We start from the raw sequence: 17,230 nt of genomic DNA, 5'->3' as shown, positions 1-17,230 counted from the left end.
AGACCGTCGCGTCCAGTGCCCCGCCCCCGCGAGCGGTCACGACACACCGTCCACGGGCGCCGAGGGCGCACGAACCGTCGTTTCGACACCCGCCGGACGACAGTTCGCGACCACTCGGCGGAGGCGAGCGGCGCGTCCCTCCTCCCCGCGAGCGGGCGGAATGCCGACCGACGCACACACACGAGCGCCCCGCGCCACGGAACCGTGGGGCGGGGCGCTCGGAGTCGGTCAGCGCTCGGGGACGTCGCGCTCGGGCGCGCCCACGTAGAGCTGCTGCGGGCGACCGATCTTGTTGAGCGGGTCGTTGTTCAGCTCGCGCCACTGGGCGATCCAGCCCGGCAGACGACCGATTGCGAACAGGACGGTGAACATCCGCGGCGGGAAGCCCATCGCCTTGTAGATGATGCCGGTGTAGAAGTCGACGTTCGGGTAGAGCTTGCGGCTGACGAAGTACTCGTCCTCGAGCGCGATCTGCTCGAGCTCCATCGCGATGTCGAGCAGGTCGTCCTGCACACCGAGGGACTCGAGGACCTCGTGCGCGGACTCCTTGACGAGCTTCGCACGCGGGTCGTAGTTCTTGTAGACGCGGTGTCCGAAGCCCATGAGCTTGACGCCCTGCTCCTTGTTCTTCACCCGCTCGACGAAGCGCGTGACGGGCTCGCCCGAGTCCTTGATCTGCTGGAGCATCTCGAGCACGGCCTCGTTCGCGCCGCCGTGCAGGGGGCCGTACAGGGCGTTGATGCCGGCCGAGATCGACGCGAACATGTTGGCCTTCGTCGAACCGACCATTCGCACCGTGGAGGTCGAGGCGTTCTGCTCGTGGTCCTCGTGCAGGATGAGCAGCCGCTCGAGCGCCTTCGAGAGCACCGGGTTCGGCTGGTAGGTCTCCGCCATGGTGCCGAAGTTCAGCCGCAGGAAGTTGTCGACGAACGACAGCGAGTTGTCCGGGTACAGGAACGCCTGCCCGATGGCCTTCTTGTGGGCGTACGCGGCGATGACCGGGAGCTTGGCGAGCAGGCGGACGGTCTGCAGCTCGACCTTCTCGGGGTCGTCGACGTCCATGTCGGCCTCGTAGTACGTGGACAGGGCGCTGACGGCGCTCGACAGGACCGACATCGGGTGCGCCGAGTGCGGCAGGGCGTCGAACAGGCGACGGAGGTCTTCGTGCAGCAGGGTGTGCCGACGGATGCGGGCGTCGAACTGCTCGAGCTCGGTGGGGGTCGGCAGCTCGCCGTAGATCAGGAGCCAGGCGACCTCGAGGAAGGTGCAGTTCGCGGCGACCTGGTCGATCGGGTAGCCGCGGTAGCGCAAGATCCCCTGGTCGCCGTCGATGTAGGTGATCGCGCTCTTCGTCGCGCCGGTGTTCACGAACCCGTAGTCGAGCGTGTTCATCCCGGTCTGCTTCTTGAAGGTCGAGATGTCGATCGCGGACGCGCCGTCGACGCTCTGCAGGATCGGGAACTCCGCCGTGCCACCCGGGAACGTCAGCGTCGCGGTCGCGCCCTGCTGCTCGGCAGCAGGGCTCACGGGGACGGGCGTGGTGGGCGGTGTGGCCGTCTTCTGAGCGTCATTGGCAGTGTCAGTCACGAGGACAGCCTAATCGCGGCACCTGTCGCTCGTGCACACATCGGCGGTGATGATTTGGTGGGTCCCACGGATTGCGGGACCTGCCCGACGCGGTCGTGTCCGTGCTACGCGGTGCCGAGTCGACGGCTGCTCGCCAGGCGCTGGGACGCCGCGGCGATGCGCTCGTCGGTCGCCGTCAAGGCCACGCGGACGTGCTCGCCGCCGGCCGCGCCGTAGAACGTGCCCGGTGCGACGAGGATCCCGCGGTCAGCGAGCCAGGCGACGGTGTCGAACGCCGGTTCGCCCCGGGTGGCCCAGAGGTAGAGCCCGGCCTCGCTGTGGTCGACGCGGAAGCCGGCGTCCTCGAGTGCCCGTCTGAGCATGTTCCGCCGCGCCCGGTACCGGGCCTTCTGCTGCTGCACGTGCGTCTGGTCCTGCAGCGCGACGATCATCGCCTGCTGGACGGGCAGCGGCGGCATGAGCCCCGCGTGCTTCCGGACGGCCAGGACGTCGGCCAGGATCGCAGCATCACCGGCGACGAAGGCCGCGCGGTAGCCGGCGAGGTTCGACTGCTTCGACAGCGAGTAGACGCTCAGCACGCCGTCGAGCGAGTCGCCGACGACCCGGGGGTCGAGGATCGTGGGCGTCGGGGTGGTCGCGTACTGCGGGTCCCATCCGAGCTCGGCGTAGCACTCGTCACCGACGATGACCGCCCCGAGCTCGCGAGCACGGGACACCGCGGCCCGGAGTTCGTCGATCGACAGCACACGCCCGTCGGGGTTGCCCGGCGAGTTCAGCCAGACCAGCTTCGTGGTGGACGGCCATTCGGCGGGATCGTCCGAGGCGAGCGCGTCGGCCCGGACCAGCGCGGCGCCGAGCTCGTACGTCGGGTACGCGGCGGCCGGGAACACCACGGTGTCACCGGGGCCGATGCCGAGCCAGAGCGCCAGGCCCGCGATGAACTCCTTCGAGCCGATCGTCGGCAGCGCGTTCGCCTCGGTCAGCGCGACGCCGTGCCGCCGGCCGTACCAGTCCGCGATCGCCTGCCGGAGCGCCGGAGTGCCGGCGACCTGCGGGTAGGCGTGCGCGTCGGTCGCGGTGGCCAGGGCGGTGCGGACGACCTCTGGCGTGGGGTCGACGGGCGATCCGACACTGAGGTCGACGATGCCGCCCTCGCACGCCCCGGCGCGCTGCTTGAACGGGACGAGCTGGTCCCAGGGGAAGTCGGGGAGGTCGAGCGCCACGAGGGGTCCGGTCAGCCGCGGACGGGCTCGGCCGCGACGACGGGGTGGTCCTTGTGGATCACGCCGACCTTCGCGGCGCCGCCGGGCGAACCGATGTCCTCGAAGAACTCCACGTTCGCCTTGTAGTAGTCGGCCCACTGCTCGGGCAGGTCGTCCTCGTAGTAGATGGCCTCGACGGGGCAGACCGGCTCGCAAGCACCACAGTCGACGCACTCGTCGGGGTGGATGTAGAGGGAACGGTCACCCTCGTAGATGCAGTCGACCGGGCATTCGTCGATGCAGGCGCGGTCCTTGACGTCGACACACGGCTGGGCGATCACGTAGGTCACGGTTCGGGTGCTCCCTTCGACGAGCGGGTTCGAGTCTACCCGCGGCCCGGGGCCGTCCGGGACCGCAGCCCCGACAGGTCCGGCCACGCGAGGACCAGGGCGGCGATGACCGCGGGGGCGAAGGTCCACACGTACCCGGCGGCGTTGGCCAGGACGAGCGGCGAGCTCTCCCCGCCGACCGACACGAGCACCTGCGTCGCGACGAGGATCCCGATGCCGATCGCGGCGACCATCGCCCGCGAGCGGTAGACGAGCCGCACGCCCACGGTCAGGCCGAGCACGATGAGGGTGGTGACGACGAGCCCGACCGGGAACGCGCCGATCGTCTGCTGGTGCGTGACCGTCCCGAGCCCGCCTGCGAGCAGCCCGAGCAGCAGCGAGACGACGACCGCCGCGACCTTGCCCTGGCCGGACATCTCGGCGTAGGTCTGCGGCGCCGCCGGCTGCGGGGCCGCGTCGTGCCGGAACGCCTCGACCGCCGGGGCATGCTGCCGGACGCCGTGCGGCATGACCCACGACAGGGCCGCGGGGTCGGCGGGGTCCACGGGGTCGACGGCGACCTGGGAGCGGTACTGCTCGACGGCCGCACGCACCTTCGCCCGGACCGGCAGGACGTCGACCGTCACGTCGGCCTGGCCGCTGGCGGGGTCGACGATCATCGAGAACGGGACTTCTTCGGCACGGGCCGCGTACTGCGCCGCGTGGTGCATCCGCACGTGGTCGGGGTGCCCGTAGCCCCCGTCGTCGGCGTAGCTGATCACGGCGTCGGCACCGGTGGAGCGGATCGCGGCGCGGACGTCGTCCACGACCTCGCCCAGGTCGGCCGCCGTCAGCGAGTCGGCCGGGGCGGCGTCCGCGGCGGTCGCCCGCCCGTCCGGGCCCCACTGCATGCCGGAGTCGACGTAGCGACGCTCCGGCAGGTCGGTCCGCCGAGCACCGCGCCCGCCGAGCCACAGGTGCTGCGGCCCGCCGAGGGCGGCGAGGGCTGCGGCGATCTCGGTCTCCCGGTGCCGCGCCACCCGCGCGGGGTCGCCCGCGAGCGGGGCCAACTGTTCCGTGAGCATCTCGCCGCGCTCGCCCCGGGTCGCGGTGAGCACGGTCACCTCGGCGCCGCGCTCGAGCAGGGTCGCGATGGTCCCGCCCGACGAGAGCGTCTCGTCGTCGGGGTGGGCGTGCACGATCAGGACGCGCTCGGGGCGCGTGGCGGGGGCCTTCGACATCGTCCCCCAGGGTACGGGACTAGCGGGGCGTGACGATGTAGGTCGCCGTGACGCCGCCGCTGTCCTTGGTCTCCGAGAAGGTCAGCACCACGCGGTACGCGTCGCTCCGGAACATGCCGAACGCACTCGACGAGTCCGCACGTTTGGCCGACTCGGTGTACCCGGCGTCGGTGAGCTGCTGCACGGCGGCCTGGAAGTCGTCGACCGAGGCCGCCCGGACCTGCGCGACCCACCCGGAGCCGTTCGGGCCCGCTCCCCCGCCGAGCACGGTGCCGTCGACGAGCGGGACGTCGGCCGACGGGAATCCGTCCGGCACCTTGCCGTCGGAGGTCACGTCGACGCCCTTGAGCGCCGTGTCGAGCGCGCCGTCGATGCCGCCCGCGGCCGAGGACATGCCGTCCTGGATCGCCTTGCCGTCGATGCCGGCGACCCCGTCGGCCACGTTCGACGCGACGGATGACCCGAGGTCGGTGGCCTGCTGCACGGTCTGGGTGGAACAGCCGGTGAGTCCGGCCAGGGCGATGCCGGCAGCGACGGCGGCGATCAGCGGGGTACGGAGGGAACGCATGGCGCGACCGTAACGGACGAGCCGGGAGGCCCGGCGCGAGTTGGCTGTGAACGTGCCGTCCCCGGGGCGGTCACGTGCGCGGCGGGACCGCCCCGGGCCTCCTTCCCGACGAACGTGTCAGGCGACGTACGCGCGCGTCGCGGCCACCAGGGCGTCGACGCCGACCGGGATCGCGGTCTCGGCCTTCGGCGCGTAGAAGGGCGAGTGGTTGCTCGGGATGTCCTCGCCCCGGCGGAAGCGCTCCGGGTCGGTGATGCCCGTGAACCAGTACACGAGCGGCGCACCGGCGGCGGTCGCGAGCTGCCCGACGTCCTCCGAGGCCATGGCGAGTCCGATCTCCAGGTCGCGTGCATCCGGGACCTCGGCTCGGATCGCCTCGAGCACGGTGGCGGCGGCCTCGGCCTCGTTCACGGTGACCTCCGCGCCGGGGGCACGGGCGATCGTCGGCTCGGGCAGCCCGCCGGCCGTGCTCTCGGCCCGGACGATGCGCTCGATCGAGGCGATGATGCGCTGGCGGGTCTCCTCGTTGCGGGCGCGCGTGGAGATCTCGATGACGGCCTGGTCGGGGATGATGTTCGCGCGGGTGCCCGCGTGGAAGCTGCCCACCGTGACGACCCCGGCATCGCTCGGCGAGACCTCGCGCGCGACGACGGTCTGCAGCCGCACGACGGCCGACGCGGCCGTGACGATCGGGTCGAGCGAGGCCTGCGGCGCCGAACCGTGCGCGCCGCGGCCGTTGAACGTCACGGTCAGCCGGTCGCTCGACGCCATCACCGGGCCGGTGCCGACCGCGACGATGCCGACCGGCGCCGGGGCCGAGTGCTGCCCGAGCACGACGTCCGGCTTCGGGAACCGCTCGACCAGGCCGTCCTCGACCATGGCGCGGGCACCGGAGATGACCTCTTCGGCGGGCTGGAAGACGGCGACGACGGTGCCGCGCCAGTCAGCCGTGGTGGCGACCAGGCGCTCGAGCGCGCCGAGCAGCCACGTGACGTGGATGTCGTGCCCGCACGCGTGCATCGTCGGGACGTCCTTGCCCTCGTCGTCGGTGCCGACGTGCTCACTGGCGTACGGCAGCCCGGTCCGCTCCTGCACGGGCAGACCGTCCATGTCGGCGCGGAGCCAGACCACGGGTCCCTCGCCGTTCGTCACGACGCCGACGACACCGGTCCCGCCGACGCCCGTCGTCACCTCGATCCCGCCGATCTCGGCGAGCTCCCGGGCGATGACACCGGCGGTGCGGTGCTCCCGGAAGCCGAGCTCCGGGTGGGCGTGCAGGTCCTGGTAGATCGAGAGGAGGTCGAGAGTCACGCTCCCCACGGTACAACCGCGAACGGCCCGGCCACCTGCTCGAGGTGACCGGGCCGTCGGACGGAGGACGGGCCTCCAGGCCTTGGTTTACGCGTCCTGACGCTTCAGGCGCGCGTACGAGCGCTGGCGGGCCGACGCGTCGAGCTCGACCTTGCGGATGCGCACGACGGCCGGGGTGACCTCGACGCACTCGTCCTCACGGGCGAACTCGAGGCACTCCTCGAGCGAGAGCTGCCGCGACGGGGTCATCGACTCGAACGTGTCGGCGTTGGCCGACCGCATGTTCGTGAGCTTCTTCTCCTTGGTGATGTTCACGTCCATGTCGTCGGCGCGCGAGTTCTCGCCGATGACCATGCCCTCGTAGACCTCTTCGGTGGGGTTGACGAAGAACGTCATCCGCTCCTGCAGGTTCGTGATGGCGAAGGGCGTGACCACACCGGAACGGTCGGACACGATCGAGCCGTTGATGCGGGTCTGGATCGCACCGGCCCAGTCGTCGTAGCCGTGGAAGATCGCGTTGGCGATGCCGGTACCGCGGGTCTCCGTCAGGAAGGACGTGCGGAAGCCGATCAGGCCGCGCGACGGGACGATGAACTCCATGCGCACCCAGCCGGTGCCGTGGTTCGTCATGTTCTCCATGCGGCCCTTGCGAGCGGCCATGAGCTGCGTGATCGCGCCGAGGTACTCCTCCGGCGTGTCGATCGTCATGTGCTCGTACGGCTCCTGCAGCTTGCCGTTCTCGTCACGCTTCGTGACGACCTGCGGCTTGCCGACGGTGAGCTCGAAGCCCTCGCGACGCATCTGCTCGACCAGGATGGCGAGCGCGAGCTCTCCACGGCCCTGGACCTCCCAGGCGTCGGGACGACCGATGTCGAGGACCTTGAGCGAGACGTTGCCGATGAGCTCGCGGTCGAGGCGCTCCTTGACCATGCGGGCGGTGAGCTTGTGGCCCTTGACCTTGCCGACGAGCGGGCTGGTGTTCGTGCCGATCGTCATCGAGATCGCCGGGTCGTCGACCGTGATGGTCGGCAGCGGGCGGACGTCCTCGGGGTCGGTCAGGGTCTCACCGATGGTGATGGTGTCGAAGCCGGCAACTGCGACGATGTCACCGGGGCCGGCGGACTCGGCGGGGTACCGGTCGAGGGCCTTCGTGATGAGGAGCTCGGTGATGCGGGCGTTGACGACGGTGCCGTCGTGCTTGACCCACGCGACCGTCTGGCCCTTCTTCATCGTGCCGTGGAAGATGCGCAGCAGCGCGAGGCGACCGAGGAACGGCGACGCGTCGAGGTTCGTGACGTGGGCCTGCAGCGGGTGCTCGTCGTCGTACTTCGGCGCGGGCACGTGCTGCAGGATGGCCTCGAACAGGGGCTCGAGGTCGTCGTTGTCCGGCAGCTCGCCGTCGTTCGGCTTGTTGCGCGACGCGGCGCCGTTGCGGCCCGAGGCGTAGACCACGGGGACGTCGAGGATCGCGTCGAGGTCGAGGTCGTCGACCTCGTCCGACAGGTCGGAGGCCAGGCCGAGCAGCAGGTCCTGCGACTCGGAGACGACCTCGTCGATGCGGGAGTCGGGGCGGTCCGTCTTGTTGACGAGCAGGATCACCGGGAGCTTCGCGGCGAGCGCCTTGCGGAGCACGAAGCGGGTCTGGGGCAGCGGACCCTCGGACGCGTCGACGAGCAGGACGACACCGTCGACCATGGAGAGGCCGCGCTCGACCTCACCACCGAAGTCGGCGTGGCCGGGGGTGTCGATCACGTTGATGGTGATGGGGCCGTCCGAGCCGAACTCGGTCGCGTGCTTCCCGTTGTAGAGCACCGAGGTGTTCTTCGCGAGGATCGTGATGCCCTTCTCGCGCTCGAGGTCGTTCGAGTCCATCATGCGGTCTTCGCCCTCGAAGTGGGCGTCGAACGAGTTCGTCTGCGTGAGCATCGCGTCAACGAGGGTGGTCTTGCCGTGGTCGACGTGTGCCACGATGGCGACGTTGCGCAGGTCGGACCGGGTGGCGAGCGCCATACAGGACATCCTTCAATTTCTGGGAGAGTGTCGGGCCAGTGATTTCTCAGCACCGCACCCGTGGGCAGAACGCCCGACACGCCAGTCTACCGGTAGTTCGCAACAGACAGGAGTACTGACGATGAGCCGACGGCGAACGTGGGTCGAGATCACGATCGTCCTGCTGCTCTCGCTCGGTGCCAGCGCGCTGTACTCGATCCTGCAGATCATCGACGATCTGTCGCAGACCACCCCGCTCGGCGAGCAGTCCACGGCGCTGAACACCTCGTCGACGACGGTGGAGTACGTCGACCTGGCGCGACAGCTGCTCGGCATCGCGGTCGACCTGGCCCCGGTCGCTCTCGTCTGCTTCCTGCTGTGGAGCACGTCGCGCCCGCACCTGGGACGGCTCGGCATCGACCGCTTCCGTGCGAAGCCCGACCTCGGTGGCCCGGCGCTCATCGCCCTGTGCATCGGGATCCCGGGCCTCGCCCTGTACTTCACCGGTCGGGCCCTCGGCATCACGGTCGCCGTCGACCCCGCTGCCTTCAACTCGTACTGGTGGACGATCCCGGTCCTGCTGCTGTCCGCGATCCGTTCGGGCCTGCAAGAGGAAGTGATCGTCATCGGGTACCTGTACGCCCGGCTCGGCGACCTCGGCTGGGGCCGCTGGCAGATGATCCTGTCGACCGCCCTGCTGCGCGGGAGCTACCACCTGTACCAGGGCTTCGGCGCGTTCGTCGGGAACGCCGTGATGGGCGTCGTGTTCGGCTGGATCTACACCAGGTGGGGGCGTCTGATGCCCTTGATCGTCACGCACTGCCTGCTGGACGCCGCCGTGTTCGTAGGCTACCCCTGGGTGGCGAACGCGTTCCCCCAGCTGTTCTCGTAGGCCACGGAGCGCATACACAGTCTGCCCACAGCGTGCCGAGGGGCAACCACCGCGCCGCACCCCTAGCGTGAGACCCATGAGCATCCCCGCGATCGGCGAGTCCGCCCCGTCGTTCACCCTGCCGGGGATGATCGTCCGCGACGGCGTCCGCACCGACGACGAGTACGACCTGTCCGCCGAGATCGGCCGGACGGTGGTGCTCGCCTTCTACCCGGCTGACGCGACGGCGGTCTGCACCGCTCAGCTGTGCAGCTACCAGGCGGAGCTCGACGACTTCACCGACCTCGGCGCGACCGTGTGGGGCATCAGCCCGCAGGCCCTCGACTCGCACGAGACCTTCGCCCGCGACTCCTCGCTCGCCTTCCCGCTGCTGAGCGACACCGCGGGCTCGGTCGTCCGCGCCTACGGGGTGCGGGCGCCGGGGATCGGCCTGCGACGATCCGTCTTCGTCATCGGCCCCGACGGCGTGGTGCGCTGGCGGCACGTCGGCCTGGTCGGACTCCGGTTCCCGAAGGCCGAGACCATCCGCGAGCAGATCGAATTGCTCGTCTCCTAGAGCCCCGCGTGGGGGTCCGCTGGACAGTTCGACGTGAGGTGTTGACACCCGAACCGGGGCCGACGACCATGGACGGCACGAGCGGTCCGACCAGGATCTGCCTCCCCGGAGAATCGGGTCGTCCGGAGATACGCGCCGGTGTGTCACACCCGCTCCCCGGGCGTCTCCGGGGAGGCATCTCGTACCCTCGTCCGGTGCACACCACCATCGTCGCCCCGGGTCTTCGTCGCCTCGCCCTCGTCCTCTGGGCCGCCGCCGCCGTGCTCGTGCCGCTCGCGCTGGTCGGCGGCGGCTCCCCCTGGCTCGCAGTCGTCCCGAGCATCTGCATCGCGTTCGTCGCGTGGGCCGCGCTGTGGCGCCCACGCATCGAGCTGATGCCCGAGCACCTGCGCATCGTGGACGTCCGGCGGACGAGCACCTACACCTGGTCGCGGGTCACCGAGGTCCGGACCAAGTACGGCATCGAGGTGGTCACGAGCGAGGGCGTGCGCCGCGTCTGGATCGCAACCCGTCCGACCGCGCGGCTCGACGCGCGCACCGGTGACCGGCCGGGAGGCGCGGATCACCTCGACGTGGGCGCCGCGGCCGCGCGCATGCTGGCCCGCGTGCCCACCCCGGCGCCGCAGGACGGCCCGCCCCCCGCGAGCGTCGTCGCTGCGCCGATCACCCACAGAACCCACGGGTGGACGATCCTGGCGATGATCGTGCTCGGGTTCGCGGCGTCGACGGCGGCGGCACGGCTGTAGGACCGGGGCGCCGCGGCCGCCCGCGTGCGCCGACGCAGAACCACACCCCCGACGTCGTGCGACGTCGGGGGTGTGGCTCGTGATCGGTGCTGCGACTACTTCGTGTAGCCGACGTCCTGCCACTTGACGGAGTACTGCTGGAACTGCGCCGGACCGTAGTTCACCAGGTCCTTGCGGACACCCCAGGCGTACGGCTCGGCGAACAGCGGGATCGTGCCGGCGACCTTGACGATCTTCTCGTCGATCTCCTGCGCGTCCTCGGTACGGGCGTCGGCGTCGAGCTCGGCGTTCGCCTTGTCCCACGCCGCACCGAGCGAGTCGTCCGTCACCCCGGTGTAGTTCTGCCCGGCGTCGGCGGGGTAGTAGATCGACTTCAGCGACGAGATCGGGAACGGCGTGCCCTGCCATGCGAAGTACGTGGCGTCGAAGTCACGGCCGTCGGTGGTGATGTACTTCGTGAAGAAGTCGTCGGTCGGCACGGTGTCGATCGTGACCTTGAAGCCGGCCTGCTTCGTCTGCTGCTGCACGAGCTGGGCGATGTTCGCCGAGTTCGGGTTGTCCGACGGGATCACGAACCGGACCTCGAGCGTCGTGCCGCCCTTGGTCGCGTAGCCGTCCGAGCCGATCTCGTAGCCGGCGTCCTCGAGCTTCTTCTTCGCCTTGGCCGTGTCGTAGCCGTAGACGCTAGACACGTCGTCCGTGTAGCCCTCCTGGCCGGGCAGGTAGACGAGGTTGTTGAGCACGTCACCCGGGCTCTTCACCGGTGACAGGATCGCCTGGGCGAGGACCTTGCGGTTGATCGCCTGCGCGAACGCCTGACGGACGTCCTGGTCCTTGAAGACGTCGGCGGTGCCGTTCAGCGTGATCTGACGCTGCGTCGTGCCGAGCGAACGCTCGATCTTCGAGTCCGACCGCGAGTTGGCGGTCTTGAAGTTGTCCGCGCTGCCGTTCAGGTTGAACGCGTCGAACTCCTTGTTGGCGTAGGCCTGGGCGACGCCGTCACGTGACACCGTCTTGAACACGATCGTGTCGAGCTTGCCCTCGTCCCCCCACCACTTCGGGTTCTTCTCGAACGTGAGCACACCGCCGTTGGCGTCGAAGGACTCCACGGTGTACGGACCGCCGGAGACGTAGGTCTTGCCGTCCGCGGCGTACGGACCCTTGGCCCAGGCGGTGTTGAAGTGCTCGGGGGTGTCGACGGCCCAGTACGGGTAGATCGACGTGAACACGGACGGCCAGTCGGCGTTCGTCTTCGAGAACGTGACGATGACGTCGCGCTCGTCGTCGCCCTGCTCGACCGACTTCACGTCCTCCCACACGTTGGTGGCGAGCGGCGCGAAGTCCTCGTTCGTGCCGTTCAGCGCCTTCCAGTTGGCGGCGACGTCCTTCTCGGTGATCGGGGTGCCGTCGGACCACACCGCCTTCGGGTTGATCGTGATCTCGACGGTCTGGGGCGAGTCCTTCGTCAGCTCGATGGAGTCGACGTAGTCCTTGTTCGCCTCCCACTCGCCGTTCTCCTTGAACTGGATGAAGCTCGGCAGGTAGGTCCCGGAGATCGCCTGGTCGTCGACGGTCCCGGAGTCGAGGTTGTTGATCTGGAAGTTGGCCGGAGCCGAGTCGATCGGCAGGGTGATCGACCCACCGTCCTGCACGTCCGCGCGGTCCGCGGCGGTCCAGCCGGTCGACTTCAGCGACGACTCGGCGACCGGGGAGCTGCTGTTGCCCGCAGTTCCGCCCCCGGAGCAGCCCGCCAGCACGACGGCGGCAGCCGCAGCGGTGGCGAGGACGGCGATGCCCTTGATCCTCTTTCGCATGGCGAGGATTCCCTTTCGTTGTGGTTCGCGCAGATCGCGCTGGACCGCGACGGCCCCCGCCGTCGCGTCTGTTGGTTGAGAACCCTAGCCACATCCGAAGGCTGCACAAGGGTCCGTGCGACGAATCGAAACACGCTCGTAACGAATGTTGCATAGCGTCACTTCCGTTGTCCCACCCAGTCGCTCGAACGGCTAGCCTGTCGCCACCGACAACGCCGTCCGGACGGACGGCCGCACCCAGAGGTCACGAAGTACATGCTCGCCTTCATCGCAAAGCGGATCGTCAACTACGTCGTCCTGACGATCGTGGCGACCACGCTCGGGTACATCCTCGCCAGCAGCACGCTCAACCCGGCCGCCCGGTTCCTCGGGCGCAACCCGGCGGTGCCGCAGGGCACCATCGAGGCGTCCCTGCGGAAGCTCGGGGCCGATCCGGACACCCCGCTCATCGTCCGCACGTGGGACTGGTGGGTCGGCCTGGTGACACACGGCTCGCTCGGCATGAGCACCCGCGGCACCGAGGTGACGGCCGACATCATCGCCCGGTCCGGCACGAGCCTGCGGCTGCTCGTCATCGGCACCCTGCTCGGCGCGGTCCTCGGCGTGCTGCTGGGCGTCTGGAACGCCGTCCGGCAGTACCGCACCTCGGACCAGGTCTCGACCTACCTGTCGTTCGCGGTGCTCGCCACCCCGACCTTCGTCATCGCGGTCGTGCTCATGATCCTCGCGACCTCGCTCAACCAGGGCGTCGGGACGCAGGTGATCCGGTTCACCGGTGAGTACACGCCGGGGGTGAGCGGGTTCTTCCCGGTCCTCGGCGACCGCCTCGTGCACCTGCTGTTACCGACGGTCTCGCTGACCATCGGCGCCGTGGCCACCTACTCGCGGTACCAGCGCTCCGCGATGCTCGACGTGCTGTCGAACGACTTCATCCGCACCGCGCGATCGAAGGGTCGCACCCGCGGGTCCGCGATCATGCGCCACGGCGTCCGCGTCGCCCTCATCCCGATGTCGACCTTCTTCGCGTACTCGTTCGGCCTGATCCTGACGGGTGCGAGCATCACCGAGCTGGTCTTCAGCTGGCACGGCATGGGCGAGTACTTCGTCCAGAGCATCAGCAACAACGACATCAACGCGGCCTCGGGCACGATCCTCTTCACGGCGATCCTCGTGCTCATCGCAGGGACCCTCGCGGACCTGCTGTACGCCGCGCTCGACCCGCGAGTGAGGGTGTGACCCGTGTCTGTTCTCGACCCCACGACCACGACCACCGCCGGTGACCCGGGCGACGGCGACGCCGGCGTCCCGGCGCACGTCATCGAGGCCAAGGGCGGCCGCACCCCGCTCTGGCGCAAGGTGTTCGGCACCTGGCGCGCGCGGATCGGCGGCAGCGTCCTGCTGCTCATCATCCTCTGGGCGTTCCTCGGCCCGTACCTGTACCACTGGAACGCCGTCGACTCCGACGGGCTCGCGTTCGGCATGCCGCCGAGCGCCGCGCACTGGTTCGGCACGAACGACATCGGGCAGGACATCTACGCGCAGACCCTCGTCGGCCTGCAGAAGTCCCTGCTCATCGGGCTCATCGCCGGCCCTGCCGCCACGCTCATCGCCGGCATCGTCGGCGCGATCGCCGGCTACTTCGGCGGCACCACCGACCGTCTGCTCGTCTGGGTCATCGACCTGCTGCTCGTGATCCCGTCGTTCTACGCGCTCGTCCTGCTCAGCCCGGTGTTCAAGGACCTGACCTGGGTCGCGCTGATCGTCGGACTCGCGGTGTTCAGCTGGATGGTGATGGCGCGTGTGATCCGCGGCCAGACGATGTCGCTGCGCGAACGCGACTACGTCAAGGCCGCCCGGTTCATGGGCGTCCCGGCGTTCACGATCATCCGGCGGCACATCCTGCCGAACGTCGCGTCGCTGCTCATCATCGACGCCACGCTGGGAGTCGGTGCCGCGATCCTGGCGGAGAGCTCGCTGAGCTTCTTCGGCTTCGGCATCCAGGTGCCCGACGTGTCGCTCGGCACCCTGCTCGCCGCCGGCAGCCAGTCCGCCGTCACCCGCCCGTGGCTCTTCGTCCTGCCCGCCGCGACGCTCGTCGCGACCGTGCTCTCGACCAGCCTGCTCGGCGACGCCCTGCGCGACGCCATCGACCCCACCTCCGGAGCCAACCGTGACTGAGCCGCTGCTGACCGTCTCCGACCTCTCGGTCACGTTCAACCCGAAGACCAAGCCCGTCTACGCCGTCCGCGGGGTGGACTACGCGGTGGCACCCGGTGAGTTCCTCGGCATCGTGGGCGAGTCGGGTTCCGGCAAGTCGGTGTCCTCGATGGCCGTGATGGGGCTGCTGCCGTCGTCCGCCCAGGTGCAGGGCAGCATCCGGTTCGACGGCCAGGAGCTCGTCGGCAGGAACGACCGCGAGATGTCCCGGCTGCGCGGCCGTGACATCGCGATGGTGTTCCAGGACCCGCTGTCCGCCCTGACGCCGGTGTACACGATCAGCCAGCAGATCATCGAGGGGCTGCGCCTGCACGACCGCTCCCTCACCCAGCACGCTGCCCGCACCCGCGCCGAGGAACTGCTGCGCATCGTCGGGATCCCGAACCCAGCCCGGCGCCTCGACGCGTTCCCGCACGAGTTCTCCGGCGGCATGCGACAGCGCGCGATGATCGCGATCGCCATCGCGAACGACCCGAAGCTGATCATCGCCGACGAGCCGACGACCGCGCTCGACGTCACGATCCAGGCGCAGATCCTCGACGTGCTGCAGACCGCGAAGGACATGACCGGTGCCGCCGTGGTGCTCATCACACACGACCTGGGCGTCGTCGCCGGGAACGCCGACCGCGTCGCCGTGATGTACGCCGGCCGGATCGTCGAGACGGCACCCGTCGAGCCGCTGTTCCGCGAGCCGGTGATGCCGTACACGATCGGGCTACTCCGATCGATGCCGAACATGACCGCCGCGCGGACCGAACGGCTCGTCCCGCTCGAGGGCCGCCCGCCGCTGCTCACGCAGAAGCCGACCGGCTGTCCGTTCGCCGACCGCTGCCCCGCCGTCATCGACGCCTGCCGCGACGGCGAGCCCGCACTCATCGCGCCGACCATCACGCGCGCGAGCACCGGCGCGATCACCAACGCCGGCGACGCCGCCGTCGGTGACATCGCGACCGGCGCGGCCGTCTCGGCCCCGGCGGTCATCGTCGACCACACCGCCGCGTGCATCCGCCGGGACGAGATCGCCGCGGGCACCCTCGAGCGCTCGGAGATCTTCCCCCGCCCCGAGGACGTCCCCGAGGCGGCCGTCGACCACGGCGACGACGTCGTGCTCGAGCTGCAGGACGTGGTCAAGACGTTCCCGCTCACCAAGGGCGCGCTGTTCCGCCGGCAGATCGGCGAGGTCCACGCGGTCGACGGTGTCTCCCTGACCCTGAAGCGCGGGCAGGTGCTCGGCCTGGTCGGCGAGTCCGGCTGCGGCAAGACGACCACCATCATGGAGATCCTCGAGCTCGCCGGCGCCCAGCAGGGCACCATCCGGGTGAACGGCGTCGACACCGCCTCGCTCTCGAAGAAGGACCGCCTGGCGCTGCGGCGCGACATCCAGGTCGTGTTCCAGGACCCGATGGCGTCGATCGACCCTCGGCTCGACATCGGCTCGGTGATCGGCGAGCCCCTCACCGTGCACGGTGTGCCGAAGGACGAGATCCGACGCCGTGTGCGCGAGGCCCTCGAGCTGGTCGGGCTCGAGCCGAGCTACATCGACCGGTACCCGCACGAGTTCTCCGGCGGCCAACGGCAGCGCATCGGCATCGCCCGCGCGTTGATCGTCGAGCCCAAGATCCTGGTGCTCGACGAGCCCGTCTCCGCCCTCGACGTCTCGGTGCAGGCCGGTGTGATCAACCTGCTCGAGGACCTGAAGCACCGCCTCGGACTGTCCTACCTGTTCGTGGCGCACGACCTGTCCGTGGTCCGGCACATCGCCGACGACGTCGCGGTCATGTACCTCGGCCGCATCGTCGAGTACGGCGACGGGGACGCGGTCTTCTCGGACCCGCAGCACCCGTACACGCGAGCCCTGCTGTCAGCGGTCCCGGTGCCGGACCCGATGGCCGAAGCAGCTCGCGGGCGCATCCTGCTCGAGGGCGACCTGCCCTCCCCCACGGAGCGCATCGACGGCTGCCGCTTCCGCACGCGCTGCCCGCTCTACCAGCTCCTCGACGAGGGCCGGCAGGAGCAGTGCCGCACGATCGACCCGGGCCTCGAGCCCGTGCACGGCCGAGGCGTCGCCTGCATCCAGACCGACCAGGAGCACCTGCTCACGGAGCGGGTGGGCGCGGTCGTCTGACGACGCCGGTCACGCCGTGGACGTGACCAGCAGGCGGACGGGAGGCCCGGCGCACCTCGTGCGCCGGGCCTCCCGTCCGCCGTGTCGTCGTGATCGAGAGCCGCGTCAGGCTCCGAGCCACAGGCTGAGCAGCGACACGACGAGGAGCGCCAGCGTGGCCGCGCCGACCACCAGGGCCGGCGTGTCCCAGCCGCGCACGACGTCGCCGTCGGCGGCGGCAGCGCGGCGCTCGGACCACCGGTCGAGCAGCACGGTCATCTCGTCGGGCTGGGGCAGCACGGCCTGCTCGCCGCGGCGAGCGGGCTTCGGGCGAGGCAACGACGGGCCGCCCCAGCACTGCACCTTCCGGCCGGCGACCGTCTCGATCACGATCTGCCAGCGGAGCCGGACGTCGGCGACCGCGTGCCACGGCACGACGGTGCGGCGGAGCGGGTTGATGACGTTGACCGTGCGGTCGTCGACCACGATGCACGGGCGGTAGCTGAGCACCCAGAGGGCCCAGACCAGCACGGCGATCGGGCCGGCAGCGCGGAGCACGACGTCCCAGCTGCCCCGGACCGAGGCGTCGCCGAGCAGGAAGAGGCCCAGGACTGCGACGAGGCCGGACGCCACCGCGCCCCCGCGACCAGCGCGGAGGACGACGGGACGTCCGG

Annotated in this window: 15 protein-coding genes; 6 read left to right on the top strand and 9 right to left on the bottom strand. The window is 70.1% G+C overall.

Annotated elements, in window-relative coordinates:
* Positions 1 to 228: 228 nt before the first annotated feature.
* From ITJ56_RS11115 to typA, 7 genes are all read right to left on the bottom strand, one after another.
* A complete protein-coding gene (locus ITJ56_RS11115) occupies positions 229 to 1,527 on the bottom strand; it encodes a citrate synthase (protein WP_194630761.1) in 1,299 nt (432 codons plus the stop codon).
* A gap of 164 nt (positions 1,528 to 1,691) precedes the next feature.
* A complete protein-coding gene (dapC, locus tag ITJ56_RS11110; RefSeq protein ID WP_194630679.1) occupies positions 1,692 to 2,810 on the bottom strand; it encodes a succinyldiaminopimelate transaminase in 1,119 nt (372 codons plus the stop codon).
* An 11-nt stretch (positions 2,811 to 2,821) separates the two neighbouring features.
* Positions 2,822 to 3,139, bottom strand: a complete 318-nt coding sequence (gene fdxA / locus ITJ56_RS11105) for a ferredoxin (protein ID WP_194630678.1) — start codon at positions 3,137 to 3,139, stop codon at positions 2,822 to 2,824.
* A 35-nt stretch (positions 3,140 to 3,174) separates the two neighbouring features.
* Entirely contained in the window at positions 3,175 to 4,359 is a 1,185-nt protein-coding gene (locus tag ITJ56_RS11100) for a PIG-L family deacetylase (protein ID WP_194630677.1), read from the bottom strand.
* Positions 4,360 to 4,378: 19 nt separating this feature from the next.
* The gene (locus ITJ56_RS11095; RefSeq protein WP_194630676.1) at positions 4,379 to 4,927 is read right to left on the bottom strand and encodes a hypothetical protein; all 549 of its coding nucleotides are present in this window, start codon (positions 4,925 to 4,927) and stop codon (positions 4,379 to 4,381) included.
* 117 nt (positions 4,928 to 5,044) lie between these two features.
* The gene (locus tag ITJ56_RS11090; protein ID WP_323749786.1) at positions 5,045 to 6,238 is read right to left on the bottom strand and encodes an amidohydrolase; all 1,194 of its coding nucleotides are present in this window, start codon (positions 6,236 to 6,238) and stop codon (positions 5,045 to 5,047) included.
* 87 nt (positions 6,239 to 6,325) lie between these two features.
* Positions 6,326 to 8,248: a translational GTPase TypA gene (gene typA / locus ITJ56_RS11085; RefSeq protein WP_194630674.1), complete on the bottom strand. Its 1,923-nt coding sequence runs from the start codon at positions 8,246 to 8,248 to the stop codon at positions 6,326 to 6,328.
* Between the two features lie 121 nt (positions 8,249 to 8,369).
* Between typA and ITJ56_RS11080 the strand changes: the two genes are divergently transcribed.
* The 3 genes from ITJ56_RS11080 to ITJ56_RS11070 all read left to right on the top strand — a co-directional run bounded on the left by ITJ56_RS11080 (position 8,370) and on the right by ITJ56_RS11070 (position 10,421).
* Entirely contained in the window at positions 8,370 to 9,119 is a 750-nt protein-coding gene (locus ITJ56_RS11080) for a CPBP family intramembrane glutamic endopeptidase (RefSeq protein ID WP_194630673.1), read from the top strand.
* A 76-nt stretch (positions 9,120 to 9,195) separates the two neighbouring features.
* Positions 9,196 to 9,675, top strand: a complete 480-nt coding sequence (locus ITJ56_RS11075) for a peroxiredoxin (protein ID WP_194630672.1) — start codon at positions 9,196 to 9,198, stop codon at positions 9,673 to 9,675.
* Positions 9,676 to 9,869: 194 nt separating this feature from the next.
* On the top strand, positions 9,870 to 10,421 hold the full coding sequence (locus tag ITJ56_RS11070) for a PH domain-containing protein (RefSeq protein WP_194630671.1): 552 nt from the start codon (positions 9,870 to 9,872) through the stop codon (positions 10,419 to 10,421).
* Between the two features lie 95 nt (positions 10,422 to 10,516).
* On the opposite strand, the gene ITJ56_RS11065 is transcribed toward ITJ56_RS11070, so the two are convergent.
* Positions 10,517 to 12,235 (bottom strand): ABC transporter family substrate-binding protein, encoded by a 1,719-nt coding sequence (locus tag ITJ56_RS11065; RefSeq protein ID WP_194630670.1) that lies wholly within the window; start codon positions 12,233 to 12,235, stop codon positions 10,517 to 10,519.
* 255 nt (positions 12,236 to 12,490) lie between these two features.
* Here ITJ56_RS11065 and ITJ56_RS11060 point away from each other — a divergent pair, with 255 nt between their 5' ends.
* The 3 genes from ITJ56_RS11060 to ITJ56_RS11050 are packed head-to-tail and all read left to right on the top strand — an operon-like array spanning position 12,491 to position 16,577.
* Positions 12,491 to 13,471 carry an ABC transporter permease gene (locus tag ITJ56_RS11060; RefSeq protein WP_194630669.1) on the top strand — a complete coding sequence of 327 codons (981 nt, stop codon included), beginning with the start codon at positions 12,491 to 12,493 and terminating at the stop codon, positions 13,469 to 13,471.
* A gap of 3 nt (positions 13,472 to 13,474) precedes the next feature.
* On the top strand, positions 13,475 to 14,413 hold the full coding sequence (locus ITJ56_RS11055) for an ABC transporter permease (RefSeq protein WP_194630668.1): 939 nt from the start codon (positions 13,475 to 13,477) through the stop codon (positions 14,411 to 14,413).
* Positions 14,406 to 16,577, top strand: coding sequence for a dipeptide ABC transporter ATP-binding protein (locus tag ITJ56_RS11050; protein ID WP_194630667.1), 2,172 nt, complete (start codon positions 14,406 to 14,408; stop codon positions 16,575 to 16,577). Before ITJ56_RS11055 ends, ITJ56_RS11050 begins: the two co-directional genes overlap by 8 nt.
* Positions 16,578 to 16,682: 105 nt before the next feature.
* Here ITJ56_RS11050 and ITJ56_RS11045 read toward each other — a convergent pair whose 3' ends face one another.
* On the bottom strand, positions 16,683 to 17,189 hold the full coding sequence (locus tag ITJ56_RS11045) for a PH domain-containing protein (RefSeq protein ID WP_194630666.1): 507 nt from the start codon (positions 17,187 to 17,189) through the stop codon (positions 16,683 to 16,685).
* Positions 17,190 to 17,230 lie beyond the last annotated feature (41 nt).

Origin of the sequence: Curtobacterium sp. VKM Ac-1376, from assembly GCF_015351025.1 — a bacterium.
Taxonomy (GTDB): domain Bacteria; phylum Actinomycetota; class Actinomycetes; order Actinomycetales; family Microbacteriaceae; genus Curtobacterium.
This window is presented reverse-complemented; position numbering and strand designations above follow the sequence as displayed.

Coding starts and splice junctions, on each gene's coding strand:
- typA (WP_194630674.1), bottom strand. CDS start 8,248: ATGGCGCTCGCCACCCGGTCCGACCTGCGCAACGTCGCCATCGTGGCA.
- ITJ56_RS11080 (WP_194630673.1), top strand. CDS start 8,370: ATGAGCCGACGGCGAACGTGGGTCGAGATCACGATCGTCCTGCTGCTC.
- ITJ56_RS11095 (WP_194630676.1), bottom strand. CDS start 4,927: ATGCGTTCCCTCCGTACCCCGCTGATCGCCGCCGTCGCTGCCGGCATC.
- ITJ56_RS11065 (WP_194630670.1), bottom strand. CDS start 12,235: ATGCGAAAGAGGATCAAGGGCATCGCCGTCCTCGCCACCGCTGCGGCT.
- ITJ56_RS11100 (WP_194630677.1), bottom strand. CDS start 4,359: ATGTCGAAGGCCCCCGCCACGCGCCCCGAGCGCGTCCTGATCGTGCAC.
- ITJ56_RS11060 (WP_194630669.1), top strand. CDS start 12,491: ATGCTCGCCTTCATCGCAAAGCGGATCGTCAACTACGTCGTCCTGACG.
- ITJ56_RS11075 (WP_194630672.1), top strand. CDS start 9,196: ATGAGCATCCCCGCGATCGGCGAGTCCGCCCCGTCGTTCACCCTGCCG.